The organism is Rhodococcus sp. YL-1 (assembly GCF_001942025.1).
GTDB lineage: Bacteria > Actinomycetota > Actinomycetes > Mycobacteriales > Mycobacteriaceae > Rhodococcus_F > Rhodococcus_F qingshengii.
Genome location: NZ_CP017299.1, coordinates 6,128,842 through 6,144,378 on the forward strand (window position 1 = coordinate 6,128,842; position 15,537 = coordinate 6,144,378).

Consider the following 15,537-nt stretch of genomic DNA (forward strand, 5'->3'; position numbering starts at 1 on the left):
CAGACGAAAGAGGTAAAAAACTATGCCAAGGCTTGACGAAGTATCCCGCGTCGACCTCGTGTCGGAACGCGTCATCGAGACATACCAGAAGCACTTCGGCGACAAGGACCCGGTCGAAGAACCCGGCAGCCTTTCGGGCACTCCCGGAAACTGGTGGACAGTTTTCGCGTTGGACGAGCATCTGTTCGAAACCATGCTCGACCGGCACGCATGGCAATTCAGCACAGAACGCAAACTGGACCCGACATTGCGGGAACTCGCGCTGGCTAGAACAGGGTGGGTAGCGAACTCATCGTTCGTCTTCACCCAGCACAGTAAACTGCTGCGTCGCCTGGGCTTTGCGACAGACAAAGTCAGTTCGATACCGGCCTGGTCATCGCTCACGATCTGGACTTCGAAGGAACGACTGGTTCTCGCCTACACCGATTCGTTGGTAGCTGGCGGCGGGCGAGTCCCTGACGACCTCTTCGCCTCAGTGCGAGCCGAATTCAGCGACGTGGAGATTCTCGAACTGACCTACATGGTCACCACATACGTCCAGTCATCGACGATTTGTCGCGCATTGCGCCTGGAATTCGACGACATCCCAGATCCCGTCACCGACAAACTTCCCAGTTCTTCCTGACCGTCAAGTCATCTCACCCACCAAAACTGTTAGGAGACAACGTGTCTATTGGCACCGGATTCGATTTCAAAGGTCTCGATCACGTCGCCTTGATCGTCAATGACATGGCCGCGACGGTCGATTTCTATCACGGCAAGCTGGGCATGCCCGTCCTGCATACTCTGGAGTACTTCGACGACGACGACGAACTCGTCGGTCAGCATTGGTTCTTCGGCGTAGGCGATCCCGGCAATCCCGAAGCCCATCTGGCCATGTTCTGGTGGAAGGACGGCTACCAGACCCTACCCGACGAGGCAGTACTGCCCACTGCTAAGCCCGCGAATCATCGCGCCACGCCGGTGGGGTCCATGCTTCACCTCAATCTTCGCGTAGACGCGGATCGAATCGAGGAGTACTGCAATCGTTTGGCAGAGTTGGATGTTCCGTACCGCCACGCCGTCCGATACTTCGATCCTGCACGTCCGAAGGCCATGCGTGCAGTGAACAAGTTCAACGAGTACGAGGCTCCTGCCGAGGGCGCTTTGATGTCCTCGGTCTATGTTACGGACCCAAGCGGAATTCAAATCGAGTTCAATGCGTGGCTGCCCGGTTGGGAGAACTGGCCCAACGATGCAGTGCCTCGCTCCAACGACGAGGCGGCTGTGACGAATGCGTGATCGCTTCCGCCGCGAGGTCGAGTCTGGTCGCACGCTCGTAGTACCTGGGGCGGCAAATGCCTTGACTGCAAGACTGATTGAGGAAGCGGGATTCCCTGCCACCTATGTTACCGGCGCTGGCGTCGCGAATACGTTCCTCGGCGTACCCGACATAGGGCTACTCTCCTTGACCGAGATCGCCACGCATGTGACGGCAATCCGGTCCGCAGTCGAGACACCGCTCATCGTGGATGCTGACACGGGTTTCGGCAACGCCATCAACACTTGGCATACCGTCCGCACGCTCGAGCGTGCGGGTGCAGCAGCGATCCAACTGGAAGATCAGACCTTCCCGAAACGGTGCGGGCATTTCTCCGGAAAGTCCACAGTGGCCGCAGAAGAGATGGTCGACAAGGTGAGGGCGGCCGTCGAGGCGCGAACCGACCCGGACCTGTTGATCATTGCTCGCACAGATGCTCGCGCCGGCCAAGGCCTGGAGGAAGCATGCAGGCGTGCTCGGCTATATCGAGAAGCCGGCGCCGATGTGACATTCGTAGAGGCTCCACAATCGACATCCGAAATCGAGATCATTTCATCCGAAGTGCCCGGGCCGAAAGTCCTTAACATAGTTCAGGGCGGAAAGACTCCTGCGCTTCCGCTGGAGCGGGTCCAAGAATTGGGCTTCTCGATCCTCCTGTATGCCAACCTACCTCTCCTGGCCAGCATTTACGCCGTACGAAATGTACTCGGCAGTCTGAAGGTGGGCGACGAGCTGACCGCCGCTCAACCAATCGCAACGTGGTCAGAGCGCCAAAAAACGGTACGCAGCAACTTCTTTGACGACATGAGTGGACGATACGAGACAGCTACCCCCACCGAGGCCGCCTTGTCTCGGGATGAAGTAGTACTCGGAAACTGAATACTCCAGAAACAAGCAGCACGATGGGAATGACGATGCACAGGACCGGTCGGCACAGAAGCAGAAACTGGAGTCGGGAATGAACTTGACGCTCCCGGCTGTGGACAGTTACTCACCGCACTTATCCGCCCTGCGCGCTGACGTTCGCGCTTTCCTCGACACGGAGATTGCCGAAAACCGCTTCACCCCAGAGTCGGACTCATGGTTGTCGGGGATAGATTGCGACTTCAGCCGTCGACTGGCCAGCCGGGGTTGGGTCGGGATGACTATTCCGATGCAGTACGGCGGTGCCGGCCGGACCGACCTCGAGCGCTATGTCGTCACCGAAGAACTACTTGCCGCGGGAGCACCAGTCGCGGCGCACTGGATCGCCGATCGCCAGATGGTTCCGGGCATACTTCGAAATGGATCTGAGGTCCAGAAGAATACGTATCTCCCTGGAATTGCCAGTGGAGAACGATATTTCGGCATAGGGATGAGCGAACCTGACGCCGGCTCTGACCTTGCCGCGATCCGTACCAAAGCGACGGAGAGCGTTGACGGTTGGCGGATCACCGGAACTAAACTCTGGACGAGTGGTGCCCATGTAGCCACCAACATGGTTCTGCTTGCACGAACCGACGCGTCAGAGAGCCGCCACGGAGGGCTGTCCCAGTTCCTAATCGACCTTCCCCACCCTGATATCCACATCAGACCCATCATCACAATCGACGGTGGACATCACTTCAACGAAGTCGTCTTCGATGACGCATTGATTCCAACAACCGCACTTCTGGGTGCACGCGGCGACGGGTGGCGTCAGGTAACGCAAGAACTCGGCAACGAACGATCCGGGCCCGAACGCATCCTGTCGACCCTGCCACTACTACGTGCGTGGGCGAAAAACCCTACGCTGCAGAAAGACCCGGTTTCGCGGCTTGAGTTCGGCAGGCTTGTCGGCCGAATGGCAGTCCTACGTCAACTGTCGATGGCCGTCGCGCAACAACTGGAAGCTGGTCAGAATCCTGTGGTAGAAGCTGCTCTGGTCAAGGATCTGGGAACTGTCTACGAGGGCGATCTCGTAGAAGCGATCCGCGCGCGTTCTGGCATTGAGCCAGATCCATTCGGCGACGACTTCTCGATCTTGCTGGCGAAATCAGTCCTGCACACCCCGGGTTTTACGCTCCGCGGCGGCACCAATGAGGTCTTGCGTTCCATAGTTGCGAAGGCGGTTCTGTGATGTCGGATCATTTCGACGCAATAGTCGACTCGGTGAAAGGCGCATTGGCTGCGTCACCCGCACCTACGTGCGTCGAGATCTCGTTCGATCCACGGGGGTGGAGCGAACTTGACCAACTTGGATTCACCAATCTCGCGCTGCCCGCCGCGCTGGGGGGATCGGATGGAAATCTCAAAGACGCGGCGATTGCTTGCAAGGCTGGAGTGGCCGCCGCCTTCCCCCTTATTGAATCAAACTTTCTCGCGGTACCGGCCCTCACCGCGGCGGGTGTCCCCTGGCCGGGAGGGGTGGTTACCGCTGCGACAACGGCGGCCCTGATCTCGGTAACACCGCAAGGAACGCTCTCAGGGCGCGTCACACGCATTCCGTGGCTGCGGAACTCCGACTATGTGGTCTTGATTTTCATCGGGGACAAAGGACCACAACTTGCCGTAATCGATCCTCGAGTCGGCGGAGCATCGATCGAACCAGGAACGAATATTGCTGGCGAACCGCGTGACACTCTCGAGCTTTCCGAGGTTCGACCAGCGACATTGCGCGACCTGCCACCCGAGTGGGATGGCCTCGGGATGCAGTACGGTGCTGCCGGCCGGGCGGTGCAAATCGCAGCTGCCGGTGCAGCTGTGCTCGAGTCCGCTGCTCGTCACACCAGCGAGCGCAATCAGTTCGGTCGACCGCTCGTGAAATTTCAAACTGTACAACACCAGTTGGCACAACTCACCGGCGACGTCGTGACAATCGCTACGGGTTCAGAAGCTGCAGTACTGGCTTTATGTGAACGATCCCCGCAAGCGGAACTACTGGTGGCCTCCGCAAAGGCTGAGTCCTCCGTCTTGACGCGTCGAATTACCGCCGTCGGACATCAGCTGCACGGGGCCATGGGTTTTACAACCGAACACAAGCTAGGTGCCTACACCACTCGGATGTGGTCATGGAGGGAAGAGTTCGGCAGCGAAATGTTCTGGCAGAACCGAATTGCCGATCTGGTCGCGTTGCAGGACGACGACGTCTGGGGGCTCCTGAGCGATCACACACTCGCCGGCGGAACGGAGCTCAACGCATGACCGCAACGAACACCACATCGCCGTGGACGTTCGATGAACACTCCAACGGCGCTCTCAGCGGCATTAAAGTACTCGATCTGAGCCGTGTGCTGGCCGGGCCGTATTGCGCCCAAATGATGGGCGATCACGGAGCGTCGATCATCAAAGTCGAATCACCGATGGGTGACGAGACCCGCCAGTGGGGAACACTGTCGCCCGATGGTTCGAGCAGCTACTACTACGGACTGAATCGAAACAAGCAGAACATCGAGTTGGACCTGACAACAGGGTACGGCCAAGATGTTCTTCGTAAACTCCTCGAAGAAGCCGACGTGGTGGTCGAAAACTTCAAGATCGGCACGATGGCACGCTGGGGTTTCGACTACGACTCCGTGCTCGCTTCGGCAAGACCCGAACTGGTTTACTGCCGCATCAGTGGATTTGGTGCCGACGGGGTCATGGGTGGAATGCCGGGTTATGACGCCGTACTCCAGGCTTACGGGGGGCTCATGAGCATCAACGGCTACCCGGACCGCGGACCACTCCGAGTAGGTGTACCTATCGTCGACATCGTCGCTGCGAACCTCGCATTCAGCGGGATTCTCCTCGCGTTACATGACCGACACCGCACAGGGCTCGGCCAGTTTGTCGATATTTCCTTGCTGGACTCTGTTTCCAGCCTCCTCGTACCTCACTCCGGAAACTGGGCGATGACGGGAACTGACCCGGCTCGAACGGGTGCCGCTCATCCTTCCGTTGCTCCATACCAGACGTTCGACACACCGTCCGGGGAGTTCTTCATCGGGACAGGCAACGACCGGCAGTTCCGATCCTTGATGACAGTGTTGGGCCGGCCAGAAATTGCCGACGACACCAGATTTTCGTCAAATCCATTGCGCGTAGCGAACGTCGCGGAACTCAGCGAGCTGATCGCAGGTGCGGTCGCCGATCGCGATCTGGACGAATTGTCACGCCAACTGAACTCCGCAGGTGTCCCGGCCAGCCCTGTCAAGACAATCGGCGAGGCCCTCACCGACGAACAAACTCTGCACAGAAATCTGTTCATCGACGACGGCGACTATCGCGGTGTCGGCGTTCCCATCAAGTTGAGCCGATCGATGTCGCAGAAGCCGGTGCCGCCCGCGCGAAAAGGCGCGCATACAGCCCAAATTCTCAGCCGGTTGGGTCTACCGTCCGCCGCGGATGAAGATTCCTACCGCGAACACTTGCACGCGCGACCGCCTGTAACCGCCGTCGAAGCCCCCCATCGGAAGCCAACTAATGTCTAATCAGCCAGAAGCACCGGTACGCGTCTCCTTCGAGGGCGGGATCGCCCGCCTGACTCTCGCGAATCCGCAGCGGAAGAACGCCATCTCGTTGGATATGGCAAAAATGATCGACGACTTCTGCAATCGAGTCGAAACCGACACGACTATCGGTGGTGCCGTCGTGGACTCCGTCGGAGACTATTTCTGTAGCGGCGCCGACACGAAGGACTTGGCCGCATCGTCATCGCAGCCTGCGTCGACTGAAGCACTCCTCAGAACATCTGCGGTCTACGAGGCCTTCGTACGTGTAGGCACCTTGCCGGTTCCAACGGTCGCAGCCGTCGTGGGTGGCGCAGTCGGAGCCGGCCTGAATCTTGCGCTAGCTGCAGATGTCCTACTCGTGACTCCCGACTGCGTCCTCGATTCTGGGTTCTTGGCACGGGGTATCCATCCCGGAGGTGGCCATTTCTCGCTCCTCGGTCGGAGTCTCAAACGCCAGCAGGCGATGGCGATTGGCATGCTGGGGGCACCAATCTCTGGAGACCAGGCGGTCCGTCTCGGTCTGGCATGGAGCGCGCATCCAGGTGACACGATCACGCAAGAAGCTCTGAGGCTCCTCCGCGGCGTATCCGAGGACCCTGATCTCGCCCGACGAATCAAACGGAGCGCCGAAGTAGAGCTCGGCCCACAGGCTGTCAGCTGGGCCGCGGCCGTGGAGGTCGAACGCGGCGTACAGATGTGGTCCCTCGGCCGAAAGACTGAGGCCGGCTGGCAGAAGAAGCCTGCTCGCGCTGTAGCCGAACGCTGACCTGCGCCGTCGCCACATTCTGACGAAATCCTTTGTGCCGCTGCAGTGTCACACACTGCAGCGGCACAGTTGGATCGAGCGGAGAGTACGCGGGACGACCATGGCGCAATGCCGATTCGTGGCTAGCCCGCCACGGCAAACAACGGATCTCCGGAGCCGATATGCACTGTGGCATCAACTTCCGGATGCGTATACAGGTAATTGCTCACTGCATCCGACGCGGCAAGGACGCTCACCATTCCTTCCGGAACCTTCGAGCCGACCAGAAAATCGCCGAGCAGACGCCCGAGTAGCGCGGAGCGTGCAGGGATACTGATAATCACCGCTCGTCCGTCAAGAAGCGCATCAGCCACAACTCTGACGAAATGTGCAAGTGAGAAGTTCCACGTCAATCGCACCACCGTGATGCAGCCATGCCCTGGTGCTTCCGGCCCCATGTGCTTGAGGACTGCCGTATCGGCAACCGGCGGCGTTCCTGCTGATGCATGGGATGCCATGATGCGGGGGCTGTATGCGTCGAATTCATCGACGAATTTTTCCACCAGCGAGGTTCGTTCGTCCGCAGTTTGAGATGACCACGATTCGTCGTGGCAGGCTAGAGATGCGGAGTCGACAGCGTCGTCGACGTCGAGGACGGAAGGTAGAAGGAACCTGATGGTCGTGGCCTGCTCAGGGACGTCAACGTCTATGCACTCGTTTGAGGAGGTCGCCGTCCATCGACCCCCGATGAGAAGATGGCGGAAATCTGTGGTGATCCGGAACATGGTGCCCTCCGCAAACGAGAATTTGTATGGTCTGAATCACATTGCACTCTTGAGCGAGGCTGTCGTCATCAGCACAATACGTAGATCTATACGTATTTCTGGTCAGGGAAGGGCCAACCAGGCAGCAGGCGTCGGCGCGGTCACCCAAGTATGTGTCGGGAAGGCCCACTCGCGAGAAGCAAAGGTGTGTACGTGACGAATCTCGCAGACTCGCCGGTCGCCGGTAATTTGCCTGCGGACCTGACGAGCTTCGTGGGCCGGCGCCAACTGCGTTCAGACCTGAAACGAACGCTGGCGACTGCGCGCTTAGTCACGCTAGTGGGGCCCGGCGGAGTTGGAAAAACCAGATTAGCGTTGCGCGGAGCGAGCGAAGTGCGCCGATTGTTTCCAGGTGGGGTCTGGTTCGTCGAGTTGGGTTCCCTGGAGTCACCGCCGTTGATCACTGGCACCATTGCTAACAGCCTTGGGCTTCGTGGACCGCTTTCTCAGTACCTGTCTGCAGATCTCAGTACTTTCTTCGCCGACCGAGCCGCACTTCTCGTGCTCGACAACTGCGAGCACGTGATCGACGAATGCGCGGACCTGATAACACGACTTCTTCGTTCTTGCCATCCGTTGCACATCTTGACAACATCCCGCCAAGCGCTCGGCTGCGCTGGCGAGCATGTTCTACAAGTTCCGCCACTGGCCGTACCGGGAGAAGAAGACTCCACAGTTGCCCAGTCCGAGCTGACCGAAAGTGTGGCCCTCTTTCTTGACCGCGCGCGAGCAGTGCTGCCGGACTTCGAATTGAACGAACGCAATGTGGGTGAAGTCGCGACCATCTGCCGCTATCTGGAAGGCATTCCGCTTGCACTCGAACTCGCCGCGGTCCGCTTGCGAGGCCTAGCGCCCGCCCAGATCGCCCTCCGTCTGCGCGATCGATTCGAGTTGCTCTCAAGTGGCCCGCGTGGTGCACCTGACCGACAACGCACCCTCCGTAAGTGCGTCGATTGGAGTTACGAGTTGTGCACGCCAGAGGAACAAAATCTCTGGGCCGACATGAGTGTGTTCACTGGCGGTTTCGAAATAGACGCTATAACCGGAATTCACCCGAACGCCAGTGAAATTGAGTTGGTCGAGTGTGTGCTGTCCTTGGTCGAGAAGTCGATTTTCGTGCGCGAAGATCATTCCGATCAGGTGCGTTACCGAATGCTCGACGTGATCCGGGAGTACGGCCAGCAGCGCCTGAGTGAGGCGAGTGGTATGGCAGCTGTCGAACATGCCCACGTGACGTTCTACGTCGAACTCGCGCGGTGCGCTCAAGCCGGATGGCTCAGCAGTCACCAAGTTCAATGGCTTCGTCGGTTGCATCGTGAGCAGTTGAATTTTCGTGCGGCCCTTAAACACTGCGTCGATACGGCAGAGGGCGCCGAAGTCGGCATGGCGATGTACACAAACCTTCTCACGCTATGGTCTGCGTTCGGATTCATACGCGAAGGCCGCACCTGGCTCGATCGACTATTGGAGCTCGCGCCGGCCCCCACACAGCTCAGTTTGGAAGCTCTCCACGTAGGAGTGTGGCTCGATTCGATCAGTGGCCATCACGAGTCCAGCGCGCTCCTGCTCGACCGTGCGGCCAGCGTTGCGAATTACGTCCACTCTGAATATGCACAATATCTGCTCGCGCAAGCCCGAGGTGTCCACGCTCTCTATGCCGGCGAGGCTGAAAAAGCGCTCGCTCATTTCACGGAAGCGGCGCGCGGTTTCAGCGAACTCGAAGACGACTTTCGATTGCTTCAAACCTTGTGCCCCATGGGAATCGCTTGCGAACTCTCGCAGGCGATAGAGCGTGGAATGGAGTGCCACGAGCGAGTGATGGAAATTTCCGAGCGCGTTGGGGAATCGTACTTTCGCGCGTTTTCCCTGAACACGGCAGGAATGCTCGCATTTCACATGGGCGATACGGATTCGGCGGTGCGGTACGTGCAGGAGAGTCTTCAGTTGAAGCTCGATTTGGACGACGGGCTCGGGATCGCGATGTGCCTCGAGTCACTCGCCCTCGTAACCGCACCGTCGTCGCCGAATCGTGCCGCGATTCTGATTGGAGCGTCAAGAAAGGCCTATGCCTCCATTGGGCTACCGTCAAACGCGTTGCCTGGGCGCAGTGAAAGGCTCGATGCCTGCATCAGCGCGATGACGAATCTACTTAGGCCAGACGAGATGGGTAGCGCGCTGCGTACCGGTTCGAACTTCGACCAGCCATCTGCCATAGCTTTCGCCCTGAACAAACCGGCTCCGACTTCCGCGCCAGGTCAGAAGCGCAAGACGGATGAATCGAAGTTGACACGCAGGGAACGCGAGGTTGCCGCATTGATCGCAGAGGGATTGTCTAACAAGGACATCGGTCTCCGACTGGTCATTTCACAACGAACAGCCGAGTCTCATGTCGATCATATTCTCACGAAACTCGGTTTTTCATCGCGAGTGCAGATTTCGAGTTGGGTCCATGCGCACAGCACGGAGACGGGTGGCTGAGCCGTTCGCCTCCGCGCTGCTTGGCAAAGCGAATTTATGCGGGTTCGGGCCATGCGATGAATTGCGTCTCCAAGAACTCTCGGACGCCTTCTTCGCCGATTTCTCGACCCATCCCGCTCATTTTGAATCCGCCGCCTGCCTTGTCTTGACGGGGTATCCAGCCATTGATCATCACCGTGCCGACGCGCAATTGGGGCGCGATGCCTCTCGCGGTGGCGATGTCGCCGTAGATGGTGGCTGCCAGTCCGAAGTCGGAATCGTTCGCGATCGAGATGGCCTCCTCGACGGTTTGGTACGGGAGTACGACCCCCACCGGTCCGAATAACTCTTCGCGTGCAATCTCGGATTTGTTGGTCACTCCGCCCACTAGCGCGCCGTTCATAAACCAGCCGTTGGGCATTTCTGGCCGTCCGCCTCCGGCCACGATCTTCCCGCCGCCACCGACTGCGCGCTCCAGATAGCCTTCGACGCGATCACGGTGCTTCGCACTGATTAGCGGTCCTGCGACAACAGTGTCATCCCAAGGGTCTCCTATTTTCAGTGAATTGAAAGCCCGCTGGCTGAGTTCTACGAATTCCTCGTACTGCGTTTCGTGCACCAAGATCCGGGTGGGTGAGGAGCAGCCCTGGCCGGCGTTTCGGAGGTAGCGGGCGTGTACCTGATCGGTGATCGAATCGATGTCCACTCCCGGCAGCAACAGTGAGGGAGACTTACCACCCAACTCCAGCGCGACTCGTTTGAGTCCGGGCGCGGCCTGCGCCATAACTTGTTGCCCTACCCCGACTGATCCGGTGAAGCTGATCTTGTTCACATCAGGATGGGTAGTAAGCGCTTGACCTACCTCGATGCCGCCCGCGATTATGTTGACAACACCGCGTGGGATGTTTGCGTCTGCGAGAAGACGTGCGAAGAGCAGAATTGACATCGGCGCTTGCGGGCTGGGAAGCAGGACTGCGGTACAGCCTGCGGCCAGGGCTCCCCCGAGTTTGGTAGCCATGAACAACAGTGGGTAGTTGTAGGCGGCAATAGCTGCGACAACACCCGATGGTTGGTATGTGATCGTTGCGTCGCTGCGCGGTGATCCTTCTTTGATGCCCAGCGCGCGATCGCGATCAATCATCGTGAGATCAGCGAAAGCGCGTAACAGGGCGATCGGTTCGCCGATCTGCAGAGCGCGGGCAAGTGTGACGGGGGTGCCCACTTCACGAACGATCGAAGCGGCCAGCATTTCCGCGTTCTCTTCGAGTACGCGGGCCATCGTGAGGAGGACTTCACGTCTGAGAGAACGATTCTTCCAGGCGTCGGATTCGAACGCGCGTCGCGCAGACTCTACGGCTTGTCCAACTTGGGCTGTGGACGCCGCTGGGAAATCAGCGAAAACCTCTTCGGTTGCTGGATTGTCTACCGTGAGCCGTTCGCTGCTTTCGCCTCGAACCAGTTCTCCATCGATGAACATGTCCTCCGACCATGGGACGGACAGGGACGAGAGTGGACTGATCATATGAGTTTTCTCCTGAATCGAATCGATGCCGCTCAGCGATGAGTGAGGACTGAAACCAAGGTTCTAGACCGCCGTCAATCGCAGTGGGAGGGTTGAGATTCCGTTGAGCATCAAACCGTCGGCGTTCTTGGTGGGGCCGGCCAACTCGAAACTGGTTGTCCTGGAGAGGAGTTCTTCGAGTGCAACAGCAAGTTCAACTCGGGCTAGAGGTGCACCGGCACATTTGTGTGCACCATGACCGAAGGCTAGATGACGGTTGGGGCTACGGCTGATGATGCATGACTCCGGGTTCTCGAATTCCTCCGGATCCAGATTGGCCGCGCCGAAATTGAGAGCAACAAGTGAGCCCTTGGGAATCGTGGAGCCGTGCAACTCGATATCGGCGCCTGCGAAACGTCCGCGTTCAGGGAGTGGTGATTCGAGTCGGAGGAATTCTTCGATGGCCTGTGGGATCAATTCTGGTGCACGACGCAACCGACTCTGGAGATAGGGATCGGTTGCAAGCCTGTAGATGGCGGTGCTCAGGGCATCGGCGGTTGTGGCGTGTCCTGCACCGATCAGGGCAACGCCTACTGCTACGGCGGTTTGGTCCGCGATCGGCTCGTTGTCGATCTCCATAGCCATGATGCCGCTCAGAATGTCCTGTTCAGGATCCAGCGGATGCTGTCGACGTTCGGCCACGACGTCGGTGATGTGCTCGGCGAAAACCTTGAACATCAACTCGTTCATGGCTTCTGGATCCCAGCCCACTTCTGCGAAGCGCGCGAAGTGCTCCATCAGCACCAAATGAGCCTGATCGCCAAGATTCATGAGAGCGGACAATGCGCGGGCAGGGTAGGGCTGGCAAAGCGCCGGAACGACGTCACCGGAGCCGGCGTCGATCAACGGGTCGAGTGCATCGACGACGTACTGACGTAAACGAGGCCGAATCGCTTCCATTCGCTCGGGTGTGAAGTACTTGTTGAGAACACGGCGGTAGATACCGTGTTCCGGCGGATTCAGGCCGCTAGGGATCAGTCCCTTCATCTCTGGAACTCGGACGAAGGGGCGCCCTGCTCGGTAATTCTTGAAGTCCAAAGCGGCCTTCGAGACGTCTGCATACCGGGACAGAGTGTGGAATCCACCGAACATGTCGGAGTGCGCTACCGGACATCCCTCTCGCAGGTCCGCCAATTCGGAAATGAATTCCGGGCTGCGGGCTCCGCCGGGGAAGCGAGCTTCTTCCGGTTCCCAGTCGTTGTCGCTCTCACTCCTGGTGACGTCGTACGCCATGGCTGACTCCTAGTATGCGGGAATTTACGTCGGCCAGCTGTGACCGTCGGCACGTTGAGCGTCTCAACTTCAAAGACAATTGTCAACAGATGACTGATTACTGCCATCAAGTCGCAAACTGTTGACACTTGGCAGTCACCTGCATACGTTAGTGGCAGAGAGTCATGTCGCTCGATCGCCTGGTGCTTGACGCTGTCTCAATCCTTCCCAACGCCACCCTGATCACAAGGAGCTCGCAATGGCCACTGCAGGCAATGCCGAGACAGAAATTTCGCTCACGACGCGAACCCGTCGACTCGGCGCCGACGACGTCGTAGTCGTCGAGCTGGAAAGTGCCGACGGTCAACCACTACCCGAGTGGGAACCAGGCGCGCACATTGATCTCTGCCTTCCGGATGGCGTAACCCGTCAGTATTCTCTGTGCGGAGATCCAGCGGATCGCACCGTGTACCGAGTAGGCGTCCTGCGCGACCCCCATGGTCGCGGTGGCTCGAAGTACGTATTCGACAACATCAGAGAAAACGATGCGGTGACCGTTCGGGGGCCACGGAATCACTTTCCTTTTCTGCCGTCGTCCCGGTACATCTTCATAGCCGGCGGTATCGGCATTACTCCCATTCTGCCCATGATCACAGCTGCGATGAATGCAGGGGCACAGTGGGAGCTGCACTACGGCGGGCGCACGCGGAGCTCGATGTCATTCGTCGAGGAGTTGACATCACTGCCCGGGAACCGCGTAATTTTGTATCCCCAAGACGAAGTAGGGCTGATCGATTTGGGAAAAATTCTCGACACGCCTGCACTCGGCACTCTTGTCTACAGTTGCGGCCCTGGCCCTCTGCTTGAAGCTGTGGAAGCTCGCGCGTCGAACTGGCCGATCAACAGCGTTCATGTCGAGCGATTCGAGCCGAAGGTGCTCGAAACCGTGGCCGGGGACGACTCTTTCGAAATCGAACTGGCCGAAAGCGGAATGGTTTTGACCGTTCCTTCCGAGAAATCCGTACTCCAAGTACTGGAAGAAGCAGACGTAGAGGTCTATTCATCCTGCCAGGACGGTACATGCGGGACCTGCGAGACACCCGTCATCTCCGGCGAGGTGAACCATCGAGATTCGATTATGTCGCCAGCCGAGCAGGCAGCAAACGACCGCATGTACGTCTGCGTTTCGCGAGCGTCATGCAGTCGACTGGTGCTGGGCATCTGAGCCACTCAAGCGGGTCATCCCTGTTGTGCCGATCGAGGTCCCAGTCGCTCAATCAGGAACTCTCTGACGCGGCTGCCATCTCGGTGAAGCGACCGAGCGAATTGCGCAAGTGAAGTGCCATTGACTTGCCCGCCCCGCGAGCGTCGCGACGAGCGATTGCAGCGAGGATGTCTCGATGCTCGTTCAGCGCCTCGCGTGCCCTCTCGGGGGATCCGCCGGCGCGCAGGCGAGCGAGCCGCAACTGAACCTGCAGTTCGGCACCAGCTTGCTTCAGATAGGGATTCTTGGATAAATCCAACACCGTCAGATGGAAGTCTGAGTCGACGGGGTAGGCAGCAGCGCTCCCTGCATTGAGTAACTCGTCTACTTCGGCAATCTGCTGCTCGAGCTCGGCAATTTCGCTCTCCGTAGCCCGAGTCGCGGCAAATTTGGCCGCAGTCACTTCGAGGACCTGGCGAAGCTCGTACATGTGCCGGACATCTTCGAGGGTGATTTCCCTGATGAACGCCCCTCGGTTGCGCTGCGAGTCAATGAGCCCTTCGGCGCTCAGGCGCTGGATGGCCTCGCGGAGCGGGCCTCGACTGATACCCAGGCTCGCAGCAAGTTCGACCTCGTTGATTCGCGTCCCGGACTCGAGAACTCCACGGACGATCAGGTCGCGCAGGACCTCGACGGCCTGATCGCGCAGAGGTATGCGAGCAAGTAAGTTCGCCGACTCTGCAATCGATGTGCTTGCAGCCATGTGCGCTCCTTCGATGGGCCTACCGTTTACATAACACTGTCGACAGTGTACTCGCCTGCTGCCATCCGTCAGCACCTATGAACTGACTCTGCCGGAAGATAAAGAATCATCTAAAACTGGCAGTCATCTGTTGACAGGCGACAGTTGTCGAGTAGATGATTGCGTAATCCTATTTGAAATTCACCCTCGCTAATCGCACGTAGTTGCGACTAGATCGGAGCTATTTATGGAATCCCTTTCCGGACGGAAAGTCATCGTCACAGGCGGTGCCAGCGGAATGGGCGAAGGCATCGTGCGCGCATTTGCCGAGAACGGGGCGACTGTTGCCTCGCTCGACGTCAACGCCGCACTCGGAGCGCAGATCGCGGCTGAAGTTGGAGCCAGTTTCCACTGTTGCGACGTATCGAGCGAAAAGCAGGTCGCGGAAGCCTTCCGCAGCGCAGTGACCGAGCTCGGCGGCCTCGACGTCCTCGTCCATGCAGCAGGAGTCGCTCCGGCGGTTCCCGCTGAGAAGACCGAGACCGCACTCTGGCAGAGCGTGATGGATATCAACGCCACCGGCACGTTTCTGACAAACAAAGCTGCCTTCGAATACCTGAAGGTCAATGGTGGACGGATCATCAATTTCGCGTCCGGGGCGGGAATGAACGGATACCCAGGCAAGTCCGCTTACGCATCAGCAAAGGGTGCTGTATTGGCTTGGACTCGATCGATAGCCGTCGAATGGGCGCAGTACGGTATCACCGCCAATGCAATGGCGCCGATGATCTGGACTTCCATGTACGACAAGACACGTAGCGAAATGTCTCCCGAGCAGCTTTCAGCTCACGACGCAAAAATGCGCGCCATGATACCCGTTGGAGGAAAGCTCGGTGATATCTACACCGATCTGGTGCCCGTTGTCGCATTCCTTGCCAGCGAAGGATCACGGTTCATGACAGGGCAGACGTTCTCGGTCGATGGTGGCAAGAATATGGTCCGCTAGACCACAGCCTGCGCGACCTACACCGAACCTGCTCA

At 58.6% G+C, this 15,537-nt stretch carries 14 protein-coding genes; 10 read left to right on the top strand and 4 right to left on the bottom strand.

Annotation, left to right across the window (positions count from 1 at the left end; genetic code table 11):
• Positions 1-22 precede the first annotated feature (22 nt).
• The 7 genes from BH682_RS28540 (at position 23) to BH682_RS28570 (ending at position 6,517) form a co-directional block, all read left to right on the top strand.
• Positions 23-625, top strand: coding sequence for a carboxymuconolactone decarboxylase family protein (locus BH682_RS28540; RefSeq protein ID WP_075834920.1), 603 nt, complete (start codon positions 23-25; stop codon positions 623-625).
• Positions 626-666: 41 nt separating this feature from the next.
• On the top strand, positions 667-1,281 hold the full coding sequence (locus BH682_RS28545) for a VOC family protein (RefSeq protein WP_075834922.1): 615 nt from the start codon (positions 667-669) through the stop codon (positions 1,279-1,281).
• The gene (locus BH682_RS28550; protein WP_075834924.1) at positions 1,274-2,179 is read left to right on the top strand and encodes an isocitrate lyase/PEP mutase family protein; all 906 of its coding nucleotides are present in this window, start codon (positions 1,274-1,276) and stop codon (positions 2,177-2,179) included. The genes BH682_RS28545 and BH682_RS28550 overlap by 8 nt, the downstream gene beginning before the upstream one ends.
• 79 nt (positions 2,180-2,258) lie before the next feature.
• Positions 2,259-3,398, top strand: a complete 1,140-nt coding sequence (locus BH682_RS28555; RefSeq protein ID WP_075834926.1) for an acyl-CoA dehydrogenase family protein — start codon at positions 2,259-2,261, stop codon at positions 3,396-3,398.
• Positions 3,398-4,462 (top strand): acyl-CoA dehydrogenase family protein, encoded by a 1,065-nt coding sequence (locus tag BH682_RS28560; RefSeq protein WP_075834928.1) that lies wholly within the window; start codon positions 3,398-3,400, stop codon positions 4,460-4,462. Before BH682_RS28555 ends, BH682_RS28560 begins: the two co-directional genes overlap by 1 nt.
• On the top strand, positions 4,459-5,730 hold the full coding sequence (locus BH682_RS28565) for a CaiB/BaiF CoA transferase family protein (RefSeq protein WP_075834930.1): 1,272 nt from the start codon (positions 4,459-4,461) through the stop codon (positions 5,728-5,730). The genes BH682_RS28560 and BH682_RS28565 overlap by 4 nt, the downstream gene beginning before the upstream one ends.
• Complete coding sequence (locus BH682_RS28570; protein WP_075834932.1) at positions 5,723-6,517, top strand: enoyl-CoA hydratase-related protein; 795 nt, start codon at positions 5,723-5,725, stop codon at positions 6,515-6,517. The genes BH682_RS28565 and BH682_RS28570 overlap by 8 nt, the downstream gene beginning before the upstream one ends.
• 122 nt (positions 6,518-6,639) lie before the next feature.
• On the opposite strand, the gene BH682_RS28575 is transcribed toward BH682_RS28570, so the two are convergent.
• Positions 6,640-7,281 (bottom strand): aldehyde dehydrogenase family protein, encoded by a 642-nt coding sequence (locus BH682_RS28575; RefSeq protein WP_075834934.1) that lies wholly within the window; start codon positions 7,279-7,281, stop codon positions 6,640-6,642.
• A 192-nt stretch (positions 7,282-7,473) separates the two neighbouring features.
• Here BH682_RS28575 and BH682_RS28580 point away from each other — a divergent pair, with 192 nt between their 5' ends.
• Positions 7,474-9,798, top strand: a complete 2,325-nt coding sequence (locus BH682_RS28580; RefSeq protein WP_075835543.1) for a LuxR C-terminal-related transcriptional regulator — start codon at positions 7,474-7,476, stop codon at positions 9,796-9,798.
• 34 nt (positions 9,799-9,832) lie between these two features.
• Here the strand turns inward: BH682_RS28580 and BH682_RS28585 are convergent, their stop codons facing one another.
• On the bottom strand, positions 9,833-11,299 hold the full coding sequence (locus BH682_RS28585) for an aldehyde dehydrogenase family protein (RefSeq protein ID WP_075834936.1): 1,467 nt from the start codon (positions 11,297-11,299) through the stop codon (positions 9,833-9,835).
• 63 nt (positions 11,300-11,362) lie between these two features.
• Positions 11,363-12,571: a cytochrome P450 gene (locus tag BH682_RS28590; RefSeq protein ID WP_075834939.1), complete on the bottom strand. Its 1,209-nt coding sequence runs from the start codon at positions 12,569-12,571 to the stop codon at positions 11,363-11,365.
• 238 nt (positions 12,572-12,809) lie between these two features.
• Here BH682_RS28590 and BH682_RS28595 point away from each other — a divergent pair, with 238 nt between their 5' ends.
• A complete protein-coding gene (locus BH682_RS28595) occupies positions 12,810-13,775 on the top strand; it encodes a PDR/VanB family oxidoreductase (protein WP_075834941.1) in 966 nt (321 codons plus the stop codon).
• Between the two features lie 52 nt (positions 13,776-13,827).
• Here the strand turns inward: BH682_RS28595 and BH682_RS28600 are convergent, their stop codons facing one another.
• Positions 13,828-14,517 (bottom strand): GntR family transcriptional regulator, encoded by a 690-nt coding sequence (locus tag BH682_RS28600; RefSeq protein WP_075834943.1) that lies wholly within the window; start codon positions 14,515-14,517, stop codon positions 13,828-13,830.
• A 226-nt stretch (positions 14,518-14,743) separates the two neighbouring features.
• Here BH682_RS28600 and BH682_RS28605 point away from each other — a divergent pair, with 226 nt between their 5' ends.
• Complete coding sequence (locus BH682_RS28605; RefSeq protein ID WP_075834945.1) at positions 14,744-15,502, top strand: SDR family NAD(P)-dependent oxidoreductase; 759 nt, start codon at positions 14,744-14,746, stop codon at positions 15,500-15,502.
• Positions 15,503-15,537: the final 35 nt, after the last annotated feature.

What these genes read in the sequence shown, in the direction of transcription:
- BH682_RS28540 (WP_075834920.1), top strand. Translation starts at nt 23, where the DNA reads ATGCCAAGGCTTGACGAAGTATCCCGCGTCGACCTCGTGTCGGAACGC.
- BH682_RS28550 (WP_075834924.1), top strand. Translation starts at nt 1,274, where the DNA reads ATGCGTGATCGCTTCCGCCGCGAGGTCGAGTCTGGTCGCACGCTCGTA.
- BH682_RS28555 (WP_075834926.1), top strand. Translation starts at nt 2,259, where the DNA reads ATGAACTTGACGCTCCCGGCTGTGGACAGTTACTCACCGCACTTATCC.
- BH682_RS28560 (WP_075834928.1), top strand. Translation starts at nt 3,398, where the DNA reads ATGTCGGATCATTTCGACGCAATAGTCGACTCGGTGAAAGGCGCATTG.
- BH682_RS28565 (WP_075834930.1), top strand. Translation starts at nt 4,459, where the DNA reads ATGACCGCAACGAACACCACATCGCCGTGGACGTTCGATGAACACTCC.
- BH682_RS28570 (WP_075834932.1), top strand. Translation starts at nt 5,723, where the DNA reads ATGTCTAATCAGCCAGAAGCACCGGTACGCGTCTCCTTCGAGGGCGGG.
- BH682_RS28575 (WP_075834934.1), bottom strand. Translation starts at nt 7,281, where the DNA reads ATGTTCCGGATCACCACAGATTTCCGCCATCTTCTCATCGGGGGTCGA.
- BH682_RS28585 (WP_075834936.1), bottom strand. Translation starts at nt 11,299, where the DNA reads ATGATCAGTCCACTCTCGTCCCTGTCCGTCCCATGGTCGGAGGACATG.
- BH682_RS28590 (WP_075834939.1), bottom strand. Translation starts at nt 12,571, where the DNA reads ATGGCGTACGACGTCACCAGGAGTGAGAGCGACAACGACTGGGAACCG.
- BH682_RS28595 (WP_075834941.1), top strand. Translation starts at nt 12,810, where the DNA reads ATGGCCACTGCAGGCAATGCCGAGACAGAAATTTCGCTCACGACGCGA.
- BH682_RS28600 (WP_075834943.1), bottom strand. Translation starts at nt 14,517, where the DNA reads ATGGCTGCAAGCACATCGATTGCAGAGTCGGCGAACTTACTTGCTCGC.
- BH682_RS28605 (WP_075834945.1), top strand. Translation starts at nt 14,744, where the DNA reads ATGGAATCCCTTTCCGGACGGAAAGTCATCGTCACAGGCGGTGCCAGC.